Annotated in this window: 21 protein-coding genes and 1 pseudogene; 13 read left to right on the plus strand and 9 right to left on the minus strand. The window is 72.0% G+C overall.

Translation table 11 applies throughout. The features are described 5' to 3' along the window. Positions 1 to 61: 61 nt before the first annotated feature. A complete protein-coding gene (locus ACZ7NC_RS31185) occupies positions 62 to 1,411 on the minus strand; it encodes a tetratricopeptide repeat protein (protein ID WP_471492838.1) in 1,350 nt (449 codons plus the stop codon). 99 nt (positions 1,412 to 1,510) lie between these two features. Between ACZ7NC_RS31185 and ACZ7NC_RS31190 the strand changes: the two genes are divergently transcribed. Continuing rightward, positions 1,511 to 1,726, plus strand: coding sequence for a hypothetical protein (locus ACZ7NC_RS31190; protein ID WP_471492839.1), 216 nt, complete (start codon positions 1,511 to 1,513; stop codon positions 1,724 to 1,726). Here ACZ7NC_RS31190 and ACZ7NC_RS31195 read toward each other — a convergent pair. Further along, a pseudogene (locus ACZ7NC_RS31195) lies at positions 1,625 to 1,867 on the minus strand (DUF397 domain-containing protein); the annotation flags it as partial. The gene ACZ7NC_RS31190 and the pseudogene ACZ7NC_RS31195 sit on opposite strands and share 102 nt — an antisense overlap. Then, positions 1,848 to 2,675, minus strand: coding sequence for a helix-turn-helix domain-containing protein (locus tag ACZ7NC_RS31200; RefSeq protein WP_471492840.1), 828 nt, complete (start codon positions 2,673 to 2,675; stop codon positions 1,848 to 1,850). The gene ACZ7NC_RS31200 and the pseudogene ACZ7NC_RS31195, both read right to left, overlap by 20 nt. A gap of 259 nt (positions 2,676 to 2,934) precedes the next feature. On the opposite strand from ACZ7NC_RS31200, the gene thrS reads away from it, so the two are divergent. The 6 genes from thrS (at position 2,935) to ACZ7NC_RS31230 (ending at position 8,283) form a co-directional block, all read left to right on the plus strand. Beyond that, positions 2,935 to 4,179 (plus strand): threonine--tRNA ligase, encoded by a 1,245-nt coding sequence (thrS, locus tag ACZ7NC_RS31205; RefSeq protein ID WP_471492841.1) that lies wholly within the window; start codon positions 2,935 to 2,937, stop codon positions 4,177 to 4,179. A gap of 115 nt (positions 4,180 to 4,294) precedes the next feature. Continuing rightward, positions 4,295 to 5,266, plus strand: a complete 972-nt coding sequence (locus ACZ7NC_RS31210) for a nucleoside hydrolase (protein WP_471492842.1) — start codon at positions 4,295 to 4,297, stop codon at positions 5,264 to 5,266. A gap of 387 nt (positions 5,267 to 5,653) precedes the next feature. Continuing rightward, positions 5,654 to 6,085 (plus strand): hypothetical protein, encoded by a 432-nt coding sequence (locus ACZ7NC_RS31215; protein ID WP_471492843.1) that lies wholly within the window; start codon positions 5,654 to 5,656, stop codon positions 6,083 to 6,085. Positions 6,086 to 6,155: 70 nt separating this feature from the next. Beyond that, entirely contained in the window at positions 6,156 to 6,428 is a 273-nt protein-coding gene (locus ACZ7NC_RS31220) for a hypothetical protein (protein ID WP_471492844.1), read from the plus strand. A 38-nt stretch (positions 6,429 to 6,466) separates the two neighbouring features. Next, positions 6,467 to 7,381 carry an ABC transporter ATP-binding protein gene (locus ACZ7NC_RS31225; protein ID WP_471492845.1) on the plus strand — a complete coding sequence of 305 codons (915 nt, stop codon included), beginning with the start codon at positions 6,467 to 6,469 and terminating at the stop codon, positions 7,379 to 7,381. After that, on the plus strand, positions 7,378 to 8,283 hold the full coding sequence (locus ACZ7NC_RS31230) for a hypothetical protein (protein ID WP_471492846.1): 906 nt from the start codon (positions 7,378 to 7,380) through the stop codon (positions 8,281 to 8,283). The genes ACZ7NC_RS31225 and ACZ7NC_RS31230 overlap by 4 nt, the downstream gene beginning before the upstream one ends. A 208-nt stretch (positions 8,284 to 8,491) precedes the next feature. Here ACZ7NC_RS31230 and ACZ7NC_RS31235 read toward each other — a convergent pair whose 3' ends face one another. From ACZ7NC_RS31235 to ACZ7NC_RS31245, 3 genes are read right to left on the minus strand one after another with little or no spacing between them, the layout of a single operon-like run. Next, positions 8,492 to 11,017 carry an FtsX-like permease family protein gene (locus ACZ7NC_RS31235; RefSeq protein WP_471492847.1) on the minus strand — a complete coding sequence of 842 codons (2,526 nt, stop codon included), beginning with the start codon at positions 11,015 to 11,017 and terminating at the stop codon, positions 8,492 to 8,494. 3 nt (positions 11,018 to 11,020) lie between these two features. Beyond that, a complete protein-coding gene (locus ACZ7NC_RS31240) occupies positions 11,021 to 11,740 on the minus strand; it encodes an ABC transporter ATP-binding protein (protein WP_471492848.1) in 720 nt (239 codons plus the stop codon). Then, a complete protein-coding gene (locus ACZ7NC_RS31245) occupies positions 11,737 to 11,973 on the minus strand; it encodes a hypothetical protein (protein ID WP_471492849.1) in 237 nt (78 codons plus the stop codon). The genes ACZ7NC_RS31240 and ACZ7NC_RS31245 overlap by 4 nt, the downstream gene beginning before the upstream one ends. Positions 11,974 to 12,203: 230 nt before the next feature. Between ACZ7NC_RS31245 and ACZ7NC_RS31250 the strand changes: the two genes are divergently transcribed. From ACZ7NC_RS31250 to ACZ7NC_RS31265, 4 genes are all read left to right on the plus strand, one after another. Next, complete coding sequence (locus ACZ7NC_RS31250) at positions 12,204 to 13,433, plus strand: sensor histidine kinase (protein ID WP_471492906.1); 1,230 nt, start codon at positions 12,204 to 12,206, stop codon at positions 13,431 to 13,433. Next, a complete protein-coding gene (locus ACZ7NC_RS31255) occupies positions 13,421 to 14,080 on the plus strand; it encodes a response regulator transcription factor (RefSeq protein ID WP_471492850.1) in 660 nt (219 codons plus the stop codon). The genes ACZ7NC_RS31250 and ACZ7NC_RS31255 overlap by 13 nt, the downstream gene beginning before the upstream one ends. 134 nt (positions 14,081 to 14,214) lie before the next feature. Beyond that, positions 14,215 to 15,204, plus strand: coding sequence for an ArsR/SmtB family transcription factor (locus tag ACZ7NC_RS31260; protein ID WP_471492851.1), 990 nt, complete (start codon positions 14,215 to 14,217; stop codon positions 15,202 to 15,204). Between the two features lie 87 nt (positions 15,205 to 15,291). After that, positions 15,292 to 15,729, plus strand: a complete 438-nt coding sequence (locus ACZ7NC_RS31265; protein WP_471492852.1) for a hypothetical protein — start codon at positions 15,292 to 15,294, stop codon at positions 15,727 to 15,729. A 78-nt stretch (positions 15,730 to 15,807) separates the two neighbouring features. Here ACZ7NC_RS31265 and ACZ7NC_RS31270 read toward each other — a convergent pair whose 3' ends face one another. Beyond that, positions 15,808 to 16,743: an LAETG motif-containing sortase-dependent surface protein gene (locus ACZ7NC_RS31270; RefSeq protein WP_471492853.1), complete on the minus strand. Its 936-nt coding sequence runs from the start codon at positions 16,741 to 16,743 to the stop codon at positions 15,808 to 15,810. Positions 16,744 to 16,993: 250 nt separating this feature from the next. Between ACZ7NC_RS31270 and ACZ7NC_RS31275 the strand changes: the two genes are divergently transcribed. Together ACZ7NC_RS31275 and ACZ7NC_RS31280 are read left to right on the plus strand one after the other, a co-directional pair. Continuing rightward, positions 16,994 to 18,640: a glycoside hydrolase family 13 protein gene (locus ACZ7NC_RS31275; protein WP_471492854.1), complete on the plus strand. Its 1,647-nt coding sequence runs from the start codon at positions 16,994 to 16,996 to the stop codon at positions 18,638 to 18,640. Positions 18,641 to 18,749: 109 nt separating this feature from the next. Continuing rightward, on the plus strand, positions 18,750 to 19,565 hold the full coding sequence (locus ACZ7NC_RS31280) for a carboxypeptidase regulatory-like domain-containing protein (RefSeq protein ID WP_471492855.1): 816 nt from the start codon (positions 18,750 to 18,752) through the stop codon (positions 19,563 to 19,565). Positions 19,566 to 19,571: 6 nt separating this feature from the next. Here the strand turns inward: ACZ7NC_RS31280 and ACZ7NC_RS31285 are convergent, their stop codons facing one another. Further along, positions 19,572 to 19,925, minus strand: a complete 354-nt coding sequence (locus tag ACZ7NC_RS31285; RefSeq protein WP_471492856.1) for a VOC family protein — start codon at positions 19,923 to 19,925, stop codon at positions 19,572 to 19,574. An 85-nt stretch (positions 19,926 to 20,010) separates the two neighbouring features. After that, entirely contained in the window at positions 20,011 to 20,469 is a 459-nt protein-coding gene (locus tag ACZ7NC_RS31290; RefSeq protein ID WP_471492857.1) for an FxLYD domain-containing protein, read from the minus strand. Positions 20,470 to 20,612 lie beyond the last annotated feature (143 nt).

The raw sequence follows: 20,612 nt of genomic DNA on the forward strand, positions 1-20,612 counted from the left end.
CACCTGTTCGAATGCCTCCGCGAAGGCTAGCGGGTGGGAGCTGTGCGGCGGCTTGGGTTCCTCACAGAGGAGGCTGTGCGGGGGCGGGGCCGAGTGTGGTGGTCCCGGGAGCCGTACGGTGTCCCAGCCCCGTCCGGTAGGCGTCCAGGGCCGCCTCCACGCGGCCCGTGCGGCGCAGCAGGTCGCCCAGCAGACGGCACAGGTCGGCCAGGTCGCCGGCCGCGCCCGCGCGCTCCAGCAGGCTCAGGGCACGGACGTAGTGCTCCTCGGCGGCCTCGGTGTCCCGGGAGTCCTCGGCGATGATGCCGAGGAGGCGGTGGGCGGCGGCGGAGTGCAGGGCGCCGCGCTCGGGGCTGAGGTCGCTGAGCACCTCGTGGAGCAGGGCGGCGGCCTGTTCCGACTTGCCGCGCCGGTGCAGTACGTCGGCGAGTTCGACGGCGACCTGGCTGGTGTAAAGGGCGGCCCGCTTGGCGGTGAGCATGGTCTGCGCCTCGCGCAGCTCGGCCTCGGCGCGCTCCAGGTCGCCGTTCTGGGCGTAGACGTAGCCGCGCATCCAGTGGCAGTTCGCGAGTTCGGTACGGATCTGGAGCCGGCGGTACAGCTCGGCGGCCTTGGCCAGGGAGGCGTCGGCCTCCGCGACCCGCCCATCGGCGAGCAGGGTACGGGCGACCGACCTGTGCATCCGGGCGACCAGCGCCGGGTCACCGGCCTGCGGCGCGAGGGCGAGGGCGTACTCGGCGGCCTGCGCGGCGCGCGCGTGGGCGCCCATGTCCATGTAGGGGCCGATGACGCTGGCGTAGAGCAGCAGCAGGGCGTCCGGGTCGTGCAAGCCACCGCGGTTCAGCTCGTCCAGGGTGGATTCGAGGAGGTAGACGGCGTACCGCAGCTCCCCGGCGAGATAGTGGGACACGGCCCGCCCGCGCAGGGCCGGGACACGGGCGGGCAGCGGGGCATCGGCCTCCGCAAGCACCTGCTCGGCACGCTCGAAGTACCTCCGGGCGGCGGTGAGTTCACCGGCGTCGATGCCGCACTCGCCGAGCCCGAGCAGTGCGGACGCCCGCTCCTCGGGGAACCCGTGCGACTCGGCCTCCGCGAGTAGCGCGGTGTACTGCTCGGCCGCCGCCTCGGTATCGCCGGTGGCGAGGACGCGCTGGGCCTCGGTCAGCCTCATCCGCAGATCCGTGACGAGGTGCGCGGGCTGACCGGTGGCGAGTTCCTCGAAGGCGATGCCGAGCCGCTCGGCGATATGCCTGAGCGCGTCGTCGGAGGCGCGGACACGGCCCGCCTCCAGGGTGGAGATGTACGCGGGGGTGTAGGCGGGCTCCGCCAACTGCTTCTGCGTCAGCCCACGGTCGGCCCGTAACTGCTGCACCCTGCGCCCGATGGTCCCGGGATCGTCACGGTCCGACATCGCTCAACTCCCCCTGCGCCCCTTGCCGTTCGAGTACGACAGCCCCTAGGTTAAACCGCGTATTAAACGTGGTTAACCCCTGGCTGTTGCGAGGTCGCCGTGCAGGAACGCACCAGCATCACCGAGCGCTACACCCGAGGCGTCGCCGCCGCGTTGGTCGCCGTGGCCACCCTGATCCTCGCGGCCAACGCGGGCCCGGCGCGAGCGTCAGACGCCGGCGACGTACGCCACGAAGGCGGCGTAAGCCTCCGGGGCGAGGGTGAGCGTGCCGACCTCGGGGTTCTTGGAGTCACGGACGGCTATGCGGGGGGTTAGGTCGGCGACCTCGACGCAGTCGCCGCCCGAGCTTCCGCTGTACGAGGACTTGCGCCAGGCGGCCGCGCCGAGCGGGGCGCACTCGACGCATTCGCCTCCGCTGCTGCCGCTGTAGGACGACTTACGCCACTTCAGCTCCATAGCGTTCCTCCATCACGCGTGCGATCAGTGCCGCTGATTCCTTCGGCGCGAGAGCCTCGGCCTGAAGGCGAGCGTAACCGACTGAACGCCCCCTGATCACTGCAGGATTGGCCGTCATGTGCCCCTGGTCGTAGCTCTCGCTGTAGAACAGGTCGGGGTGATCGTCGAAGCGCAGAAGATTGAAGGAGCCCATCACCCCGGAGTGCTGTCCGACCGAGAACGGCAGCACCTGGATGTGCACCGACTGGTTGTCCTGGAAGCCCAACAGGTGGGCGAGTTGATCATGCATGACGTCCCGACCGCCGATCTCCCGATACAGCACCGCCTCGTCCAGAACGACCCACAGCGAGGGCGGCTGTTCGCGCTCCAGGATGCGTTGCCGTTCCATCCGTGCCGCCACCATCTCGTCGAGCGTGTCGGTGTGGTCCACCTCCATCACCGCCCGGGCGTACGCCTTCGTCTGCAGAAGGCCGTACACCAACTGGCACTGATACGTGGAGATGTACGTCGCCTTCGCCTCCATGTCGGCATACGGCTGGAACCACGTAGGCAACTGGCTGCGCAGCACCAGCCCCACCATCCGCGAGAACATCCCGTCCGTCACCAGCGCCGCATCCACGCGCTCGGCGAAATCCCGCGTCGGCACCTTCAGCGTTGTCTCGATCTGGCCGATCAGCGAGCCCGAGCAGAACAGCACCGAACCCAGCTGTTTCAACGTCAGCCCCGCCTCCTCCCGCTTCCTCCGCAGCTCGTAGCCGAAGTAGTCCAACGGAGAAGCCGTGGGATCCAGTTGGCGGATGTGAACCAAGGCGTGCCACCCCCAAAGTCGGTCTGTAGCTGAGCGTAATCACACGGCTTCACAGTGGTGACGTGAATCGTGAAAATCGCAGCGACATCCCCGCCCACCCGCTGTTACCGTCGCCCCATGCAGCGCGCCAATCCGTCTCTCACGACGACGCCGGACCCCGTCCCGGCGCCGCGCTGACAGCTGAGCGAATCCGAAGCCCCGGGGCGAGTGCCCCGGGGCTTTGTCGTGGGTGCTCGTCCGTTCACCTGGAGGAGTAGCCATGCACGACCACCGCCGCCTCGGCCGCGAACTGGAGCTTTTCGACACCGACCCGCTGATGGGCGCCGGTCTGCCGTACTGGTTGCCCGACGGGGCCGTCGTCCGGCACGCGCTGGAGGAGTACATCCGGGAGGCGGAACGCGAGGCCGGCTACCGGCACGTGTACTCGCCCGTGCTCGGCAAGCGGGAGCTGTACGAGATCTCCGGGCACTGGGACCACTACAGCGACGACATGTTCCCGCCGATGGACCTCGGTGCCGACGAGGTCGTCCTGCGTCCGAGCCTCTGCCCGCACCACGCCCTGATCTACCGTTCCCGCGCCCGCAGCTACCGCGAACTACCCTTCCGTATGGCCGAGTTGGGCGGCATGTACCGCTCCGAGCTGTCCGGTGTCCTCGGCGGTCTCACCCGCGTCCGGGCGATCCACCTCAATGACGCCCATATCTTCTGCACCCTCGACCAGGCGGTGGAGGAGGCCCGCGCCGCCCTGAAACTCATCGCCCGCGCTTACGCCGATCTGGGGATCCGGGCCGTTCGGCACCGTCTTTCCCTCCCCGGTGAGGGCGGCAAGTACGTCGCCGACCCGGAGCTGTGGCGCCGCGCCACCGCCCTGCTGCGGGAGGTCCTCGACGGCTCCGGCGTCCCCTACGAGGCGGTCGAGGGCGAGGCCGCGTTCTACGGCCCCAAGATCGACGTCCAGATCGCCGACCCTGCGGGCCGCGAGTCGACCCTGTCCACCGTCCAGATCGACTTCCACCAGCCCGAACGCTTCGACCTGCACTACATCGGCCCCGACGGCGCCAGGCACCGCCCGGTCATGGTGCACCGCAGCATCATCGGCAGCGTGGAGCGGGCCGTCGCCCATCTGATCGAGCAGCACGGCGGCGCCTTCCCGGGCTGGCTCGCCCCGGTACAGCTGGTGGTCCTCCCCGTGTCGGAGGCCCAGATCGCACCGGCGGAGAAACTTCTGGCCCGAGCCCGCCAAATGGGTCTGCGCGCGGAAATCGCCGGCCCCGAGCACGGCACCCTGGGCGCCCGCGTCCGCTCCGCACGCCTCGTTCCGTACCAGGCGGTCATCGGGGAGCGGGAGGCGGCGGCGGACGGCGATCTGGTGGCCGTACGGCTGCGGGACGGGCGTAGGCCGGGGGGCGTGCCCGCCGAGGAACTGGTCGCCCGGATCGCCGCTCGCGTCAAGGCGCGCGGCCCCGAGCTGTGGGACGTCCCAGGACGCGGAGACGCCGCATGACGTCGCGCGCACGATGCCGTACGGCGACGCCATACGGCGACGCACTCCACCTGGATCACACCGTAAGGTCGCTCTCGTACAGCCGCCACCGCAGCAGTGAGAGGGGAGCCCCGCCGTGCCGAACGACGGCCCGCCCATTCCGGTGATCATCGACTGCGACACCGGCGTCGACGACGCGCTGGCTCTGCTGTTCGCCGTACGCCATCCGGGGCTCGACCTGCGCGCGGTCACCTGTGTGGCCGGGAACACGGATGTGGACGGCGTCGTACGCAACACCCTGACCGTGCTGGAGCAGGCCGGTGCCCCCGAGATCCCCGTCGCCCGGGGCGCCGGACGCCCGCTGATCGAGTCGGCGCGCTCGGCGCGGCACGTGCACGGCGAGGACGGCATGGGCGACATCGGTCTGCCCGCCCCGAGGCGCGCCCCGGCCGGCGTGGACGCGGTGACGCTGCTGCGCCGCGAGATCCTCGCGTCCCCACGCCCGGTCACACTGATCCCCACCGCGCCCCTCACCAACATCGCCCTGCTGCTGCGCACCCATCCGGAGGTGACCCGCAACATCGAGCGGATCGTCTTCATGGGCGGCGCGGTGGCCTGCGGAAACGCCACGCCGGTCGCGGAGTTCAACGTGTGGCACGACCCGGAGGCCGCCGCGATCCTGCTCACGGCCGGGGTGCCGATCACCATGTACGGCCTGGACGTCTTCCAGCGGGTCGTGGTGCCCGGGGCGGACGTGCGGCGGCTGCGCGAGAACGTCGAACCCGGCGCCCGCCTGGCCGGCGAACTGCTGGCCCACCGCCCCTCCGCGCCGGACATCACCGCCGACCCGGAGGCGGGCGGCATCGGCGACGCGGGCGCGGTCTGCGCGGTCGTCGACCCGGCGGGCATCACCACCCGCCTCCTCCCCGTAGAGGTCTCCCTCGCCCCCGGCCCCACCCGAGGCCAAACCCTCGTCGACCGCCGCCCCCGCCCCGGCGAATCAGAACTCCACACGGGCCCCCGCGAACAGGCCCTGGTGGACGTCGCCTTGGACGTCGACGTCGAACGCTTCACAAAGCTGTACCTGTCGACGGTGGAACACGCCTGACGCCCGCTGCATTCGGCCGCCCGAAATAGTTTCCAATTAAATGGAATGGGCAACGAGCTTTACGGGCCCTCCATGTGTAAACACGCTTTCTGGCCAACTGGCCTAAGGCTGTGTTACGTTCTGACCGCGCCGAACACTCGCCCTGACCAGCGAGTTTGAGGCGCAAGGACCCCGTAATCCAGCACCCGTGGGTATGGCCTGCCCGGCCGCTCATGGGGCTTTTCGGCGCGTCCGCAAAAGAAGTAATCGGGGGAAGAAGTCCGGGGGGACCCTTTTCGGTTTCCACGCCTGTTCAGGTCGCCCGCACGGGCTTCCTCCCCTTGCGATTGAACGCAAGGGAGATTCTACATGACCCGCAATACATTGCGTATGGCGGCGGTTTCGGCTATGGCTGCCGTGACGCTCGGGGCCGGTGCCGGTCTGGTGCAGGCGTCGGAGGCCACCCACGCTCGCACGGCGGCCACCACTGAGGTGAGCCTGTCCGCGGCCCAGGCGCGCACGTTTCTCGCCAACCCGGCCGTCAAGGCCGAACTGAGCGCGAAGGACGCGCAGTCGGTGCGCGCCGTGGCCGACGGCAAGGCATCCAAGGCCCAGACCCGTGGGGCCGCCAGCAGCGCCGTCAAGGCTCTGTACAACCTGCTGAAGCGGCACGGCGGCAAGCTCTACGACGACGCGGTCAAGGCCGCCAAGGGCGGTTGGGGCAAGTTCCGTTCCTACATGAACGGCCTGGCCTGGTACCACCCGGTCAGGATCGCCTGGGTCGCCGCCGGCGGCGAAGTGCAGTACGCGCTGTGGAGCTACATCAACAGCCTGTTCTAGAAGAAGAGGTGGTGCCCGGGTGCCGGTCGGCACCCGGGCACCTGCCCCGGCCGATAGCGAGGAAGCACCCATGGCCTCCACCACCGAAATGTCATCCGCCCTCAAGAACCTGTGGGCCTCGCCCTTCTGCTTCATCACAGCGGCGTTCATCGCGTTCCACGTAGTCGGAAACAACGATGCGGGCTGGGCCCTGATGGCCGCCGGGCTCATAGGGCCGGTCGTCGCCCTCGTCTGGGGCGCGTTCCGGCGCGAACGACCCGACTCGTTCGTGATCGTTCCGATGGGAGCAATGGTGCTGTTCACCGTGCTCTTCAGCATCAACAAAGGCTTCCCCTGGTCTTGACGGCCGGGTCAGGAAGAATTCGCTCCGAGAGGAACACCGTGCCGAAAGGCGACGTACTGGTAGAAGCGCAGAACCTGAGACGCTCCTTCGGCAGTAGAACGGTCCTCGACGACGTGTCGCTGGCATTGCGCGCCGGCGAGGTCACCGGCTTTGTCGGCGCCAATGGCGCGGGCAAGACCACCACCATCCGTTTGATGCTGGGCCTCGCCCACGGTGCGGGCACCACGCTCTTCCTCGGCCGCCCGCTGGGCGCCTGGCGCTCCCCGGGTCGCGTCATGGGAGCGGTTCTCGGCGGGATCGCGGGTCACCCCAAGCACCGGGTTCGCTCGCACCTGCGGATGGTGGCCGCGGGGTGCGGTGCGTCGGACCGGCGCGTCGACGACATGCTGGAACTGGTGGGCCTCACCCAGGCGGCCCGGCTGAGACTGTCCGAGCTGTCCCTCGGCATGGCCCAGCGCGTGGGTATCGCGCAGGCTCTGCTCGGCGATCCGCCGGTGCTCATCCTCGACGAGCCCGCGAACGGCCTCGACCCTCATGCGATCCGCTGGCTGCGGGACTTCCTGAGGGACCAGGCCGAGCAGGGCAGGGCCGTCATGGTGTCCAGTCACCTGCTGGGGGAGATGGAGCAACTCGCGGACCGGGTGGTCGTGTTGTCGCGCGGTCGGGTCGTGGCCGCTTCGCCGGTCGTGGAACTGCTGTCCCGGGCGGGCAGCCGGCGCGTGGTGACGGTGCAGACGCCGGATCTTCCGAAGCTGACGCGCCTGGTGCAAGAGCAGGGCGGGCGGCTGGAGCCGACGGGCGGGCCGAGCGCGCACGTCACAGGGCTGGACCGGATCCGTATCGCCGCCCTCGCGGCCGACGGTGGCGTGGCACTGCACTGGCTGTCTGAGGACACGCCGTCGCTGGAGGACTTCTACTTGTCCATCGCGGAAGAGGAGTTCAGGATCTCGTGACCGCATACCTGTCACACACCCCGCCGACCGCCGGTGGGCCGCCGGCGCCTTCTTCCGCCCCGCGGGAGGTCCCGGCAGGCGAGGCGTTGCGCAACGCGTGCCGGTACGAGTGGCGCCACCTCACCGCGCTGCGGTCCACATGGGTGCTTCTGTCCGTGGTGGCCGGGCTGAGCCTGCTCACCGGGCCGGGCCTGCTGCTGGATCTGGACAGGACGCGGACGATCAGCGCGGCGTCGATGGGTGACGTGCTGGCCTGGGCACCCATGACCACGCAGATCCCCATGCTGTGCTTCCTCGTGCTGATCCTCGGCACAGGACCGGTCTCCACCGACCTGGTGCGGGGCGCCGCGCGCACGACATGGCTGGCCGTCAACGGCCCCCGGACCGCCTATGCGGCGAAGTGTGCCGTCGGATTCCTGGTGGGCGCCGGTGTGGCGGCGACGAGTGCCGTGGTGGGCGGGGGGTCGGCGGCGGTCGTCCTCGCCGTGTCAGGTGCGCCCCAGCCTTCGTGGAGCGCGGTTCTGGTGCCCGTGCTGCGGTTCGTGCTGTGGATGGGGTGCTGGGCGCTGCTGTGCATGGCGTTGGTGGCGCTGATGCGGAACAGGACCCTGCCGGTGGTGGTGCTGTGCCTGTGGCCTCTGCTGGGCGAGCGGCTGGCCGGACTGCTGCTGGGGTACGTCCCCGGGCTGGACGGTGTGGGCGGGTGGCTGCCTTTCGCGGCCGGCCGGGCCATGCTCACCGACGCGTCAGCGTTCACCGGCGATGAGCGGTCGTTGGCCGAGGCCATGGTCGGGTCGGATCTGTCGGTCCCAGTGGCACTGGTGGTCTTCCTGCTCTACACAGCGGCCCTGACGACCGCCGGCTACTGGGCCTACTCGCGCCGCGAGGCGCCGACCGGCTGAGGTGGTCCGGCTGCATACGGCTGCATACGAGAAGGGGCCCGGGGATCACCCCGGGCCCCTTCTCGTGCGGGGGCCGACGGTCTGCAGAACCCCACGTCCATCGCACTGCGCGGCGACACCGTCTACGTGCTGAGCGCCGCCTATGTCACCGCCAAGGACCCCAACCTGATCCTCGCCCATCTGAATGACCAGGCACCCTGAGTCCTCGTCATTCGCGCACCGACAGCGCCTCGGCCGGCGCCGTCCGCAACGCCCGCCGGGTGGGCAGTTCGACGGTGAGGAAGGCCGTGCAGACCACCAGGGCCGCGAGGGCGGGCAGCAGCCATGCCGGACCGGCGGGCCAGGGTCGCTCCAGGAAGCCGATGCCGAGCAGGGCCAGCGGGATCGCCGACAGCAGCCCTCCCGTGGCGACGGCCGCCACGCCGATCACCACGGCCTCGCGGCGCATCATCGCGAGGATCTGGCGGGGCGTGGTGCCGTTCAGACGGAGCGTGGCGATCTCGCCCCGGCGCTGGGCGGTCGTCGCGACGAGCTTGTTGGCGATGCTCAGCAGCAGATAGCCGAGGAGTACGACGATGACGGCCAGGTTGATCCACACCTCGGGCGGGGCGTCGGCCAACCCTTCACCGCCCCCTGCGTCGGTGGGTTCTAGCACCAGACCGGGGTGCGCTGCCGCCAGCTCGGCCAGGTCGCGCTCCGTCACGTCGGTGCCGTCGGTGCGGACGAGGATGCTCTGGTCCAGCCCGGCGGTCGTGTGCCCCGCGGCGAGGTCGTGGGACAGGACCACCGAACCGAAGCCGAGGCCCCGGTCGTAGACGGCGACGACCTGCGCCTCGACTCGGGTGCCGTCCCCCAGCACCAGCCGCACGACCCTGCCCAGCCCCGCCCCGCGCATCCGGGCGGCCTCGCCGCTGACCGCGACCGTGTTGCCGGTGAGCCGTTCCAGGCTGCCGTCCCGTACGCCGAGGTCGAGCACCGACCCCGCGTCGGGCGTCAGGATCATCGCCGTACCGGACTCGACCTCGTCCTCCCCGAACTGCTTGTACGGCCACACCACGGTCGTGGAAGTGACGGGGGCGGCCGCCCGTACGCCGTCCGTGTCGCGTACGGCGGTCAGCGCGTCGGCGGGCAGTCCGCCGAGGCCGGGAGCGGTCAGGCGGTGCTGGGCGAGGGTGCCGGTGGTGACGTCCCGCGCGGTGGCCGCCATCACCGTCGTCTGCGCGAAGGTGTACGTCAGCACGAACACGACGGCCATCGCGAGGGCACTGACGACGCCCGCGAGCCGCATCGCGTAGCCGCGGATGTTCGACACCGCCAGCCAGGTCGGCGCCGAGACGTTCGTACGCAGCCGCCGTGCCGCCGTGTCGCCCAGGCCCCGGACCAGCGCCGGGCCCGCCAGCGCCAGGCCGATCGCGCCGAGGATCCCGGCGAGGGACGTGGCCGTCGCGCCGAGGACCGTGCGGCTCAGCAGCGGGATGGCCGAGAGGGCGGTCGCGGCGACGATCAGCAGGAGGCCGGAGCGGGTGCGCAGCTTCGAGGGGCTGCGGGGTTCGCTGCGGGACTCGGCGACCGCCTCCGTGGCCGGCATGCGCGAGGTGCGCCACGCGGCAGTCCGGGCGGACACCTGGACGGCGGCGGCCAGGAGCAGGACCGTCGCGGCCGCGGGGATCGGGCTCAGGGTGAGCGGCAGGGCTTCCGGCAGGACCCCGCGGTCGACCAGGAGGCCGCGGAACCGCCCGGCCAGCAGGTAGCCGAGGGCCACGCCCGGCACGAGCGCCACGCCCGCGATGAGGGTGGCCTGCGTGGCGGCGAGCCGCCGTATCTGCCGGGGCGTTGCTCCTACGGCCCGCATCAGGGCCAGGTCACGGCGCTGCCCGCCCACCGCCACGGCCAGCGCGCTCGCCATGACGAACCCGATGATCAGCAGGACGATGCCGGCCAGGGAACCGGCGAGCAGGATCAGCAGGGAGCGTGCCGCACCGGCGCCGGGGGACTCGACGTCGCCCCGGTCCGCCCCGGTGGACACCGTCAGGCCGGTGCCCCGCACTTCCTCGCGGGCCGCGGCGGCGACCTCGTCCTCGGCGCCGGGTGCGGTGCGCAGGGCGACCAGGTCGACGGTGGGGCCGCCGGACAGACGTGCGGCCGTCGTATCGGCGAAGAGGATTCCGGCGCCGGGGGCGTCGACCACGGCGGAGAGGCGGTAGTCGGCGGCCGGGCGGCCCACCGCGGCGATCCGGACCCGGTCGCCGACCCGGACGCCGGCGGCCTTCGCCGTCTCGCTGTCGAGCGCCACCTCACGCGGGCCGGCCGGCGCGGTGCCGCCGACCTCGGCGTCCTCGTACAACTCCTTGGCGGACCAGCCGTGTCCGGCGGTCTGCGGTTCCTCGGACGGTACGACCTGGCCGCGCGCGTCGACGAGGGCGGCGGGGAAGCCGATGTCACCGACCGCTTCGGTGACGCCCGGCAGTCGGGAGAGCTGGTCGACCAGCCGGGCCGGGACGGCCCTGCGCTCCGGAAGCGCGATCGGCAGGTCGCCGGCGGGGTGGTAGTTCTGGTCGGCGGCGACCACGACGTCCGCGCCGGCCAGGCGCCCGGCCGGGAGCTGGGAGCGCAGGCCGGACTCGGCCAGGACACCGGTGCCGGTGATCAGCGCCGCGCCGCCGAGTACCGCGCAGGCCACCGCGAGGAGCGCGGTGATGCGGTGACCGGCCATGCGTACCGCGAGATGCAACATGAGCTAGACCTCTCCCAACGCGACCAGACGCGCGGCCAGTTCGGGCGCGGCGGGCTTGTGCAGGGTTTCCCTCACCCGGCCGTCGGCCATGACCAGGGCCTGGTGCGCCAGGGCGGCGGCGGCCGGGTCGTGGGTGACCATCACGACCGTCTGGCCGAGTTCGTCGACGAGTTCGCGCAGCAGGTTCAGCACCTGGTGGGCGGTGCGCAGATCCAGCGCGCCGGTGGGCTCGTCGGCGAACACGACGGCCGGCCTGGCGGCCAACGCCCGCACGATGGCGGCGCGTTGCTGCTGCCCGCCGGAGAGTTCGGCGGGCCGGTGACTGAGCCGCTCGGCCAGTCCGACGCGCTCGACCAGCGTCATCAGCCAGTCCTTGTCGGGGGCGCGACCGGCCAGGCGAAGCGGCAGCGTGATGTTGTCGACGATGCTGAGGGAGGGGACGAGGTTGTACGACTGGAACACGAAGCCGACGCGCTCGCGGCGCAGTTCGGTGCGGCGGGTCTCGTTCAGGCCGGCGATCTCGTGGCCGTCGATGGCGATGCTGCCCTCCGTCGGGGAGTCGAGCCCAGCGGCGCAGTGCATCAGCGTGCTCTTGCCGGATCCGGACGGCCCCATCACGGCGAGGAAGGTGCCGGGCGCCACCGTCAACGACACGTCGTCCAGGGCTCGTACGCCGCCCGCGTAGGTCTTGCTGACGTGCGCCAGCGCGATGGCGGGTGTCATCGCCTGCCCCGCAGACGCCGGATGACGAGCGTGGTCACGCAGAGCGCGGTGACCGCGCCGCAGGCGAGGTGGACATGGGTCGCGGCGCCGGTGTAGGAGGCGGCCATGTTGCCGACGACGCTGAGCACCAGCACGACCCACAGGGTCGTACGGGCGAGGTCCGCGCCGGTGAGCGCACGCGGCGGGGGGTTCCCGGTGCCGTCCGTGAGGCGGTAGGGGTCGCTGGTCGTCATGGCCTGCTCCTTCGGCGGTCGCTGTCGGTCACCGACGCTACGGATCGCGACCCCCTGTCTCCGAGCCCGTAGGCCACCCGGTTCGGGGTACAGCAGGCTGTACTTCCGCCCTCTCCCTCTGACGGCGAACCGGCCGACCGCCTAGGGTCGTTGACGTGTACGCCGAACCCACCGACACCACGGTCGGCGAGAAGACCGCCCCCGTGCCACCCGCCCCCGCGCGCCCCGGCATCCGGGAGACCGTCGTCCGCGCGGCCGGTGCCGCCGTCGCCGCGCTCGAACAACTCGTCGGCGGGCTCGGCACAGCGGTGGTCGCGCCGGCCGTCCTGCTGGGGCTGGCCCTCGCCGCCCTCACCGTTCCGCTGGGCGTCGGGCTGCTCATGGCGCCCAAGGCGCTGCGCGCCCTGCACGCGCTGGCCGACCGCGAACGTGACCGGCTCGGCCGCTGGGGACCCGAGGTCATCGGCCCGGATCCGGCGCCGACCGGGCTGCGGCTCGCCCTCGTCGACCCCACCACCCGGCGGGAGCTGCGCTGGCTGGTGCGCCACGCCACGCTGGGGCTCCTGATGGGCATTTTCGGCGTCCTGTTGCCGCTCATTGCCGTACGCGACTCCCTGTTCCCGGCGTACTGGCGGCTGATCCCGAAGGACGCGGACAGTACGTCGGTGGGCTTCGGGCCCGCGCAGACCTGGCCGGACGCCCTCGCCGTGGCGCTGCTGGGCCTCGGCTGGATCGCGATCATCGTGGGGCTCACCCCGGGCATGGCACGGCTCCAGGCGGCGCCCGGGCGGCGGCTGCTGTCCGCCGGGCCCGACGTGGACCTGTCCCTGCGCGTCGCCGAGCTCACCGCCACCCGGGCCGCCGCCCTCGACGCCCACGCCACCGAACTGCGCCGTATCGAGCGCTCGTTGCACGACGGCACGCAGAACCGGATCGTCACCGTCACCGTGCTGCTCGGTGCCGCCCGCCGCATGGTGGCCCGTGATCCGGCCGGCGCCGACGAACTCCTCGAACGTGCCCAGGGCGCCGCCGAACAGGCCCTCGCCGAACTCCGCGGTGTCGCCCGGGGCATCCTGCCGCCGGTGCTGGCCGACCGTGGCCTGGAAGGCGCGCTCAGCGGACTCGCCGCGTCCTGCGCCGTGCCGTGCCGTATCGACGTCGACGCGCCCGTCCGGTGTGCCGCGTCCGTCGAGGCGACCGCCTACTTCGTGGTCGCGGAGGCGCTGACCAACATCGCCAAGCACAGCGGCGCCGGGCAGGCCACCGTCACCGTCCGCTCGCACGGCGGCCGGCTGCGCCTGACCGTCACCGACGACGGCCGGGGCGGCGCGGACGAGGACGGCGGCTCAGGGCTGACCGGCATCCGCCGCCGTGTCGCCGCCCACGACGGCACGCTCTCCCTGACCAGCCCCAAGGGCGGCCCGACAACTCTGGAAGTGGAACTGCCATGCGGATCGTGATCGCCGAGGACGACCCGTTGCTGCGCGAAGGGCTCGCGCTGCTGCTGCGCGCCGAGGGCCTGGACGTCGTGGCCACCGCCGGTACCCCCGACGGTGTCCTGGACGCCATCGACGAGCACAAGCCCGACGTCGCCATCCTCGACGTACGGATGCCGCCCACGCACACCGACGAGGGGATCGTCGCGGCCGTCGAGGCACGGCGCAGGCGGCCCGATCTCGCCGTGCTGGTGCTGTCGGCGTACGTGGAGCAGAGCTTCGCCAGCGATCTGCTGGGCGGCGGAGTGGGCGGGCTCGGCTATCTGCTGAAGGAACGGGTCGGCCGGGTCGAGGAGTTCCTCGACGCGCTGCGGCGCGTGGCGGAGGGCGGGACCGCCATCGACCCCGAGGTGGTCGCACAGCTGTTCACCCGCAGTCGCCAGGACACGCGCCTGGAACGGCTCAGCCCCCGGGAGCGTGACGTGCTCGCGCTGATGGCCGAGGGGCTCGGCAACAGTGCCATCGCCGAACGGCTCGTCGTCACCGACGGGGCCGTCCACAAGCACATCCGGAGCATCTTCGCCAAGCTCGACCTCTCGCCGCAGGACCAGGTGGACCGGCGGGTCGCGGCGGTGCTGCGGTATCTGGAGGACGTACAGCGGCGGGGCTGAGACGTGGCAAGTCCCCACCGCCGCCCGAGACGGGCCGGCCATGCCGGCCATGCCGACCGAATGCCGCCTTGTCCCCACAAGTGCGGCTCCGTCACTGTCATGGGGTCCGATGACCGACCACCATCGGAGATCCCATGCTGCGGGTGCACTTCACCGCCGACGACCTCGCGCGCGTACGCGTCGCCGCCGCCCCCGATCCCCTCTGGGAGATCGCCAACAGTTTCCACGTACTGATCAGCGCCGACGCCCCGCTGCTCTTCGGGGAGTGGCGCAGGCTCGTGCGGCCCCGGGTGGGCCGGGCGCACGGGCTGCTCGCCCCGCTGCTGCCGCCCCGGGGCTACTTCCCGGACTTCCTCACGCCCGACCTGCGCGGTTCCTTCGACCCGGCGAGCGCGGTCGACACCGTGCTGCGCACGCCCCGCGCCCGGCTGCGCCGGGACCTCGCCCGGCTCGCCGCCTCCCCGGCCCTGCCGCATCCGCTGCCGCCCGGCACCGGGGCGCTGGCCGACGGCGAACCCGAGGCGCTGCGCCGGCTGGGCGCCGCCCTGCACGGCTACCACCGGCACGCGCTCGCGCCCTTCTGGTCCGGGATCCGGGCCCAGATCGACGCCGACCTGGCCGTGCGGGCTCGGGCGGTGCTGGAGGGCGGCACCGACGGTCTGCTCGCGGGGTTCCGTCCCGTGCTGCGCTGGCGCCCGCCCGTGCTGGAGGCCGACTATCCCGTCCACCGTGAACTGCGTCTGGGCGGACGGGGGTTGCTGCTCCAGCCGTCCTTCTTCTGCCTGCGAAGACCCCTGACCCTGGCGGCCGCCGAACTGACGCCGGTGCTGGTCTACCCGATCCAGCACGCCCTGCGGTGGACCGGGGGCCGCGGTGGCACGGACCGGGCGGGCGGCGCCGAACTCGGCGCGCTCATCGGGCGCACCCGGGCCGCCATCCTCGGGGACGTCGCCACCGGCGAACTCGCCGACCGCTTCGGCATCTCCGGCGCGGCCGTCAGTCAGCACACCGCGATACTGCGCCGCGCGGGCCTGCTGGTCAGCGTCCGCCGCAGCAAGAACGTCCTGCACACCATCACCCCCACCGGCCTCGCCCTCCTCGCAGGTGCACGGGCTTCCGTTTAAGTCACGGCTTCAATGTGTGGCGGGGGTGAGGGAGTCGGAAAGAGGCTGGAGGTGACCAAGCGTCACCTCACAGGGGGGATTCACCTCATGCGTCTGCGTTCTCTTCTCGGTACGGCCACGACCGCCGCGGGTCTGGTCGCCGTGAGCCTCGTTCCCGGTGCCGGCACCGCGGCGGCCTCGTCCACCGGCGATGTGGGCGCGGCGGCCGTCCCGCCGACGGTGTCGCCGGCCGCGGACTTCTTCTACTTCGGGGGCCCCGGCTACGTCTGCCCGGAGGGCAACTTCTGCGCCCGGGTCTGGGACCCGACGGCGGGCACGTACCGGGTGTACAAGTTCTACCGCTGCGCCACCTACTCGCTCTCGAACTGGCAGGGCGTCGGGGGCTACGCGAACGGGCAGACCGGCAACCGCGCCACGGCGACCTTCTACGGCCAGTCCGGCAACCGCCTGCTCGATGTGCCGATCGGGGGGCAGAACACGAGCTACGACTGGGGCCCGGTGTGGAAGATCCGCAACTGCTACTGACAGCCCGCTTCCGGCTGGAGCCCACCGCACACTGAAGGGGCCCGGGGTGACACCCCGGGCCCCTTCGGTGACCATCGCTCAGGAACGCGCCGTACGGCGCCGCTTCGACGCCACGAGGAACGCCGCGCCGCCCGCGACCAGGACGACCGCGCCGATCGCGATCGGGCCCGTCGCGCTGCTGCCGCCCGTCTCGGCGAGGTCGCCGTCGCCGCCGTTGGGGGAGGGCGCCGGGGTGGACGTCGACTCGGAGGCCTCCGGGGTCGGGGTCTCGGTCGAGGGGGTCTCGGACGCCGGCGGCGTCGTCTCCTCCGCCGGGGTCGAGGGCTCCTCGCTCGCCGGCTCCGACGGCTCGGCCGGCGGTGTGGTCGGGGGCTCCTCGGTCGCCGGGGGCTCGGTCGTGCAGTCCTTCGAACCGCCGTTCCAGGCCGCGATCAGCTTGTCCTTGATGACCGGGCGGTCCGGGCCCTTGGGCAGGTCACCGTGGACGAAGCCGTCGTTCGCGTCGAGCTTGCCGTCGAACTTCACCGCACCCCGGTAGAGGTCGATCTGCGCGAAGCAGCCCGCGTCCGGCACGGCGATGTCGAGGGTGTCGGTGCCGCCCGGCTTCACCGTGACCGTGTCGAAGTCGACGAAGACCTGCTCGCCGGAGGTCGCGAAGGTCGCCCCGTGGGCGAGGTAGGAGGCGAGCGAGGCGGTGCAGGTCGTGGCGTCGGCGGCGGCGCGGACCGTGATGTGGACCTTGCCGTCGTCGGTGACCTTCAGATTCTGGTCGTCGACCTTGACCGAGTCGTAGAAGTTCGTGCCGTCGAGCGAGAGCTGGCAGCGGTCGGTGGCCGTCTCCGTGCCGGCGCCGGTGCCGGGCTTGTAGGTGCCGCCGGACTTCCAGCCGTCACCGCCGGGGCCGCCGTCGGCCCAGGCGCCGGAGGCGGAGGCGACGGTGGCCGCGCACAGGGCGAGCGAGGCGGCGCCCGTCCCCAGCAGGCGCCGCGCGATGACACGTCTCGCTATGGACATGCGTATCCCATCGTGGGGTGAGTGGTCGAAGAGAAATCACTGGGCTCATTGGTCACATGCGCCACAGCGTGAGCACATCGTGGAGTGAGGAGAGAACGCTGTCAACCTGCGGGAACGCAGCGGCAGTTCAAAGATCAATCACGATTCCGTCACACAGGGAATGATCTACTCCGCTCTTCGTGGTGTTCGCTTTTCCGGCCAAGTGGACAGAGTTCTCACTGTCGTCCGTACGCACCCCCGAGGAGTCCGCGTGTCCGACCTCTCCTCCAGCAACCCCGACTGGTGGCGCCAGGCCGTCATCTACCAGGTCTACCCCCGCAGTTTCGCCGACGCCGACGGTGACGGGCTCGGCGACCTCAAGGGCGTCGCCCAGCGCCTGAACCACCTCGCCGCCCTCGGTGTGGACGCCCTGTGGCTCAGCCCCTTCTACCCCTCCGAACTGGCCGACGGCGGCTACGACGTCGCCGACTACCGCGACGTCGACCCGCGCCTGGGCACCCTCGACGACTTCGACGCCATGGTCGCCGAGGCCCACCGCCTCGGCCTGAAGGTGATCGTCGACCTGGTCCCCAACCACACCTCCCACCAGCACGTCTGGTTCCAGGAGGCGCTGCGCTCCGGCCCCGGCTCCGCCGCCCGCGACCGCTACGTCTTCCGCGACGGACGCGGCCCGCACGGCGAACTCCCGCCCAGCGACTGGCAGTCCGTCTTCGGCGGCAGCGCATGGCGGCGGGTCCCCGACGGCCAGTGGTACCTGCACCTCTTCACCCCCCAGCAACCGGACCTGAACTGGGAGAACGACGAGGTCCGCGCCGACTTCCGCACCACCCTGCGGTTCTGGTCCGACCGCGGCGTCGACGGCTTCCGCGTCGACGTGGCCCACGCCCTCGCCAAGGACCTGAGCGAACCGCTGCGCGACCTGGGCGCCCCGGAACTCAGCGGCGAGGAGTCGCTCCCCCACTTCCCGCCCGGCACCCACCCCTTCTACGACCGCGACGAGGTCCATGAGATCTACCGCGACTGGCGCAAGATCCTGGACGCCTACCGCCCGCCCCGCATGGCCGTCGCCGAGGCCTGGGTGAACCCGAGCGCCCGCCGCGCCCTGTACGCACGCCCCGACGAACTGGGTCAGGCATTCAACTTCGAGTATCTGCAGGCGAGTTGGGACGCCGAGGAGCTGAGGCAGGTCATCACCGATTCCCTCGCCACGGCCCGCGCGGCAGGCGCCTCCGCCACCTGGGTGCTGTCCAACCACGACGTCGTACGGCACACCTCCCGCCTGATGCTCCCGCCCGGCACCGACGACAACGCCTGGCTGCTGTCCGGCGGCCACGCCCCGGCCGTCGACGAGCCGGCGGGCCTGCGCCGCGCCCGCGCCGCGACCCTGCTCATGCTGGCGCTGCCCGGTTCGTCGTACGTCTACCAGGGCGAGGAACTCGGCCTCCCCGAGGTCGCCGACCTGCCCTTCGACGTCCTCCAGGACCCGATCTGGGAACAGACGGGACGGGTGCGCAAGGGCCGCGACGGCTGCCGGGTGCCGCTGCCGTGGACGACGACCGGGCCGTCGTACGGCTTCGGCGCGGGCGGTTCCTGGCTGCCGCAGCCGTCGGGTTTCGCGGCGTACGCCGTCGAGGCCCAGGACGGCGTCGAGGGCTCGACCCTGGAGCTCTACCGCCGCGCGCTGCGCCTGCGCCGCAAGCTGCTGGAGGGCGAGGAGCTCGAGTGGGCGCCGGACAGCCCGCCCGGCGTTCTGCACTTCGCCCGCTCGGACGGGTGGCGGTGCGTGGCCAACCTCTCCGCTGCGGCGGTGGAGTTGCCGCCGGGGGAGGTGCTGATCAGCAGCGCCCCACTGGAGGAGGGCCGGCTGGCCCCGGACACGACGGCCTGGCTGGCGTAGGACAGGGCCGCCGCTGGTCCGTACGGCCGAACGCGGGTGTCAGCCGTGGGAGCGCTCGGAACAATCGCTGTCGGGGGTGCCGACGCGTGTGTGAGGAGCTCCGCCGACGATGAGCAGGTCCCGCAGGTCCTGGAAGTCAGCGTTCCTTGGCTCGCTCGCCGTCGCGGGCGTGATCGCCGTGCCGGGGACGGCCCACGGCACCCCGGCCCCGATCGGCGCCGGCGGCGACGGCCTGTGGGCGGCCGCGACCATCGAGCCCGGACGGGAGGGAATCGTCGAGGTCAAGGGCCTCGGCGGCGAGGGTCTCGGGGCGGGCTCGGTGCTGACCTTGTCGGCGCCGGCGAGGACGAGGGTGACGGGCGCGCCCTTCGCCGGGCTCGGATACCGGGGAGCGGTGATGCGGGGCGGGGGCAGCGGGACGTACACCTTCGGCGGCCCGTCCGCCGCGGCGGCGCTCTGGCAGGGCCGTACGTTCCCCTTCGTCGTGTCGGTCGCCCCGGACGCCGAGCCCGGCACCCGGCTCCCCGACTGCACCCTGGTCCTGCGCGACGCGAAGGGCACCGTACGGCAGCGCGGCACCTGCGCCGTCACGGTCGGCCTGCCCGCGCCCACCCTGTCCGCCCCCGCGTCGGGCGTGCCGCTGAGCGCGTCGCCGCAGACCTCGGGGACGGCCTACCCGGGCGCCCAGGTAACGGTGCGGGACGCGCTGGAGGAGGAGGTCTGCACGGACACCGCCGCCCCCGACGGTTCGTGGTCCTGTGTCCCGGGCTTCGCCCTGCCCGCCGGCGCGGGCCGCCTCCAGGCGACGGCCACACTGAACGGCGTCAGCGCGCTGAGCGAGCAGATCGACATCCTGGTGTCCGGGTCCGGGGCGGCGCAGAAGGACACGGTGTCGGACGGCGGGGCCGGCCGGCTGCGGGCGTAGCCGCGGTCAGGCGGGCTGCCACAGCTCGACCCGGTTGCCCTCGGGGTCGGTGACCCAGCCGAACCGGCCGACCCCCGCCATGTCCTGCGTTTCCTCGGCCACGTCCGCACCCTTGGCGCGCAGTTGCGCGAGCATCGCGTCCAGGTCGCGGACCCGGAAGTTGAGCATGGTCCGCTGGCCGCCGGACCCGAAGTAGTCGGTGCCGGACTCGAACGTCGCGAACACCGTGGGCCCGGTTTCCTGCCGCCACAGGCCGTTCTCGTCGGCGTCCAGGCCCAGGCAGTCGCGATACCAGGCGTTCAGGGCCGCCGGGTCGGCGGCCCTCATGAAGTAACCACCGATTCCACGCACACGTTCCATGCCGCCATCGTGCCAGCACGGCCGATCGGACGGGCCCGTTCGTACGGCTGCGTTCACGCGGCTACGCGGCTTCGTCCCGGTGGCGTCAGTACCGCACCGCCCGCGCCACCTCCGCCCGCACGTTCCCGCTCAGGTCACGCGTGCTGCGGGCGGTGCCCTTCCCCGACTTGCCCCCTGCCACGTCCGACACGGTCACCACCGCGGCGTCGAGGAGGTTGCCGTCCTGGTCCGTGAAGTTGACCTGCACGGCGAAGGACCGCGTCTCGTCGGTCGTGTTCTCGGCCGTGACCTCCACCGACGCGCGGCCGTCGGAGTCGGTCGTCGGGTCGCCCACGCTCACCGAGTCCTTGACGTCGACGCCGCCCTTGATCTCATCCAGTTGGCGGCCCGCCTCAGCCGTCGCCGAGGCGTAGGCCGACGCCGCCTTGCTGGCCACCGAGGAGGGCGTGTCGTCGTCCGAGCAGGAGGTCAGGGTGGTGACGGCCAGGGCGGCGGTGGTCAGCAGGACGGTGGTGGTCGTCCACCGGGTGCGGGGGCCGGGCATGGGGACTCCAAAGGGTGCGATCCGTGCGATCCGGTGTCCCCAGTGAAGGTCGCAACGCCCGTGACCGCACTCCGGGCGTCACCCGATCGGCCTTCGCCCCGTGGTGGGCGCCCCCGGGCCGCCCCATCGTCGTACCGACCGCA

The sequence above is a fragment of the Streptomyces sp. NPDC111802 genome (assembly GCF_055634335.1).

Coding starts and splice junctions, on each gene's coding strand:
- ACZ7NC_RS31185 (WP_471492838.1), bottom strand. CDS start 1,411: ATGTCGGACCGTGACGATCCCGGGACCATCGGGCGCAGGGTGCAGCAG.
- ACZ7NC_RS31245 (WP_471492849.1), bottom strand. CDS start 11,973: ATGACGACCAGCGACCCCTACCGCCTCACGGACGGCACCGGGAACCCC.
- ACZ7NC_RS31215 (WP_471492843.1), top strand. CDS start 5,654: ATGGCTGCCGTGACGCTCGGGGCCGGTGCCGGTCTGGTGCAGGCGTCG.
- ACZ7NC_RS31280 (WP_471492855.1), top strand. CDS start 18,750: ATGAGCAGGTCCCGCAGGTCCTGGAAGTCAGCGTTCCTTGGCTCGCTC.
- ACZ7NC_RS31240 (WP_471492848.1), bottom strand. CDS start 11,740: ATGACACCCGCCATCGCGCTGGCGCACGTCAGCAAGACCTACGCGGGC.
- ACZ7NC_RS31270 (WP_471492853.1), bottom strand. CDS start 16,743: ATGTCCATAGCGAGACGTGTCATCGCGCGGCGCCTGCTGGGGACGGGC.
- ACZ7NC_RS31290 (WP_471492857.1), bottom strand. CDS start 20,469: ATGCCCGGCCCCCGCACCCGGTGGACGACCACCACCGTCCTGCTGACC.
- ACZ7NC_RS31260 (WP_471492851.1), top strand. CDS start 14,215: ATGCTGCGGGTGCACTTCACCGCCGACGACCTCGCGCGCGTACGCGTC.
- ACZ7NC_RS31220 (WP_471492844.1), top strand. CDS start 6,156: ATGGCCTCCACCACCGAAATGTCATCCGCCCTCAAGAACCTGTGGGCC.
- thrS (WP_471492841.1), top strand. CDS start 2,935: ATGCACGACCACCGCCGCCTCGGCCGCGAACTGGAGCTTTTCGACACC.
- ACZ7NC_RS31235 (WP_471492847.1), bottom strand. CDS start 11,017: ATGTTGCATCTCGCGGTACGCATGGCCGGTCACCGCATCACCGCGCTC.
- ACZ7NC_RS31285 (WP_471492856.1), bottom strand. CDS start 19,925: ATGGAACGTGTGCGTGGAATCGGTGGTTACTTCATGAGGGCCGCCGAC.
- ACZ7NC_RS31265 (WP_471492852.1), top strand. CDS start 15,292: ATGCGTCTGCGTTCTCTTCTCGGTACGGCCACGACCGCCGCGGGTCTG.
- ACZ7NC_RS31255 (WP_471492850.1), top strand. CDS start 13,421: ATGCGGATCGTGATCGCCGAGGACGACCCGTTGCTGCGCGAAGGGCTC.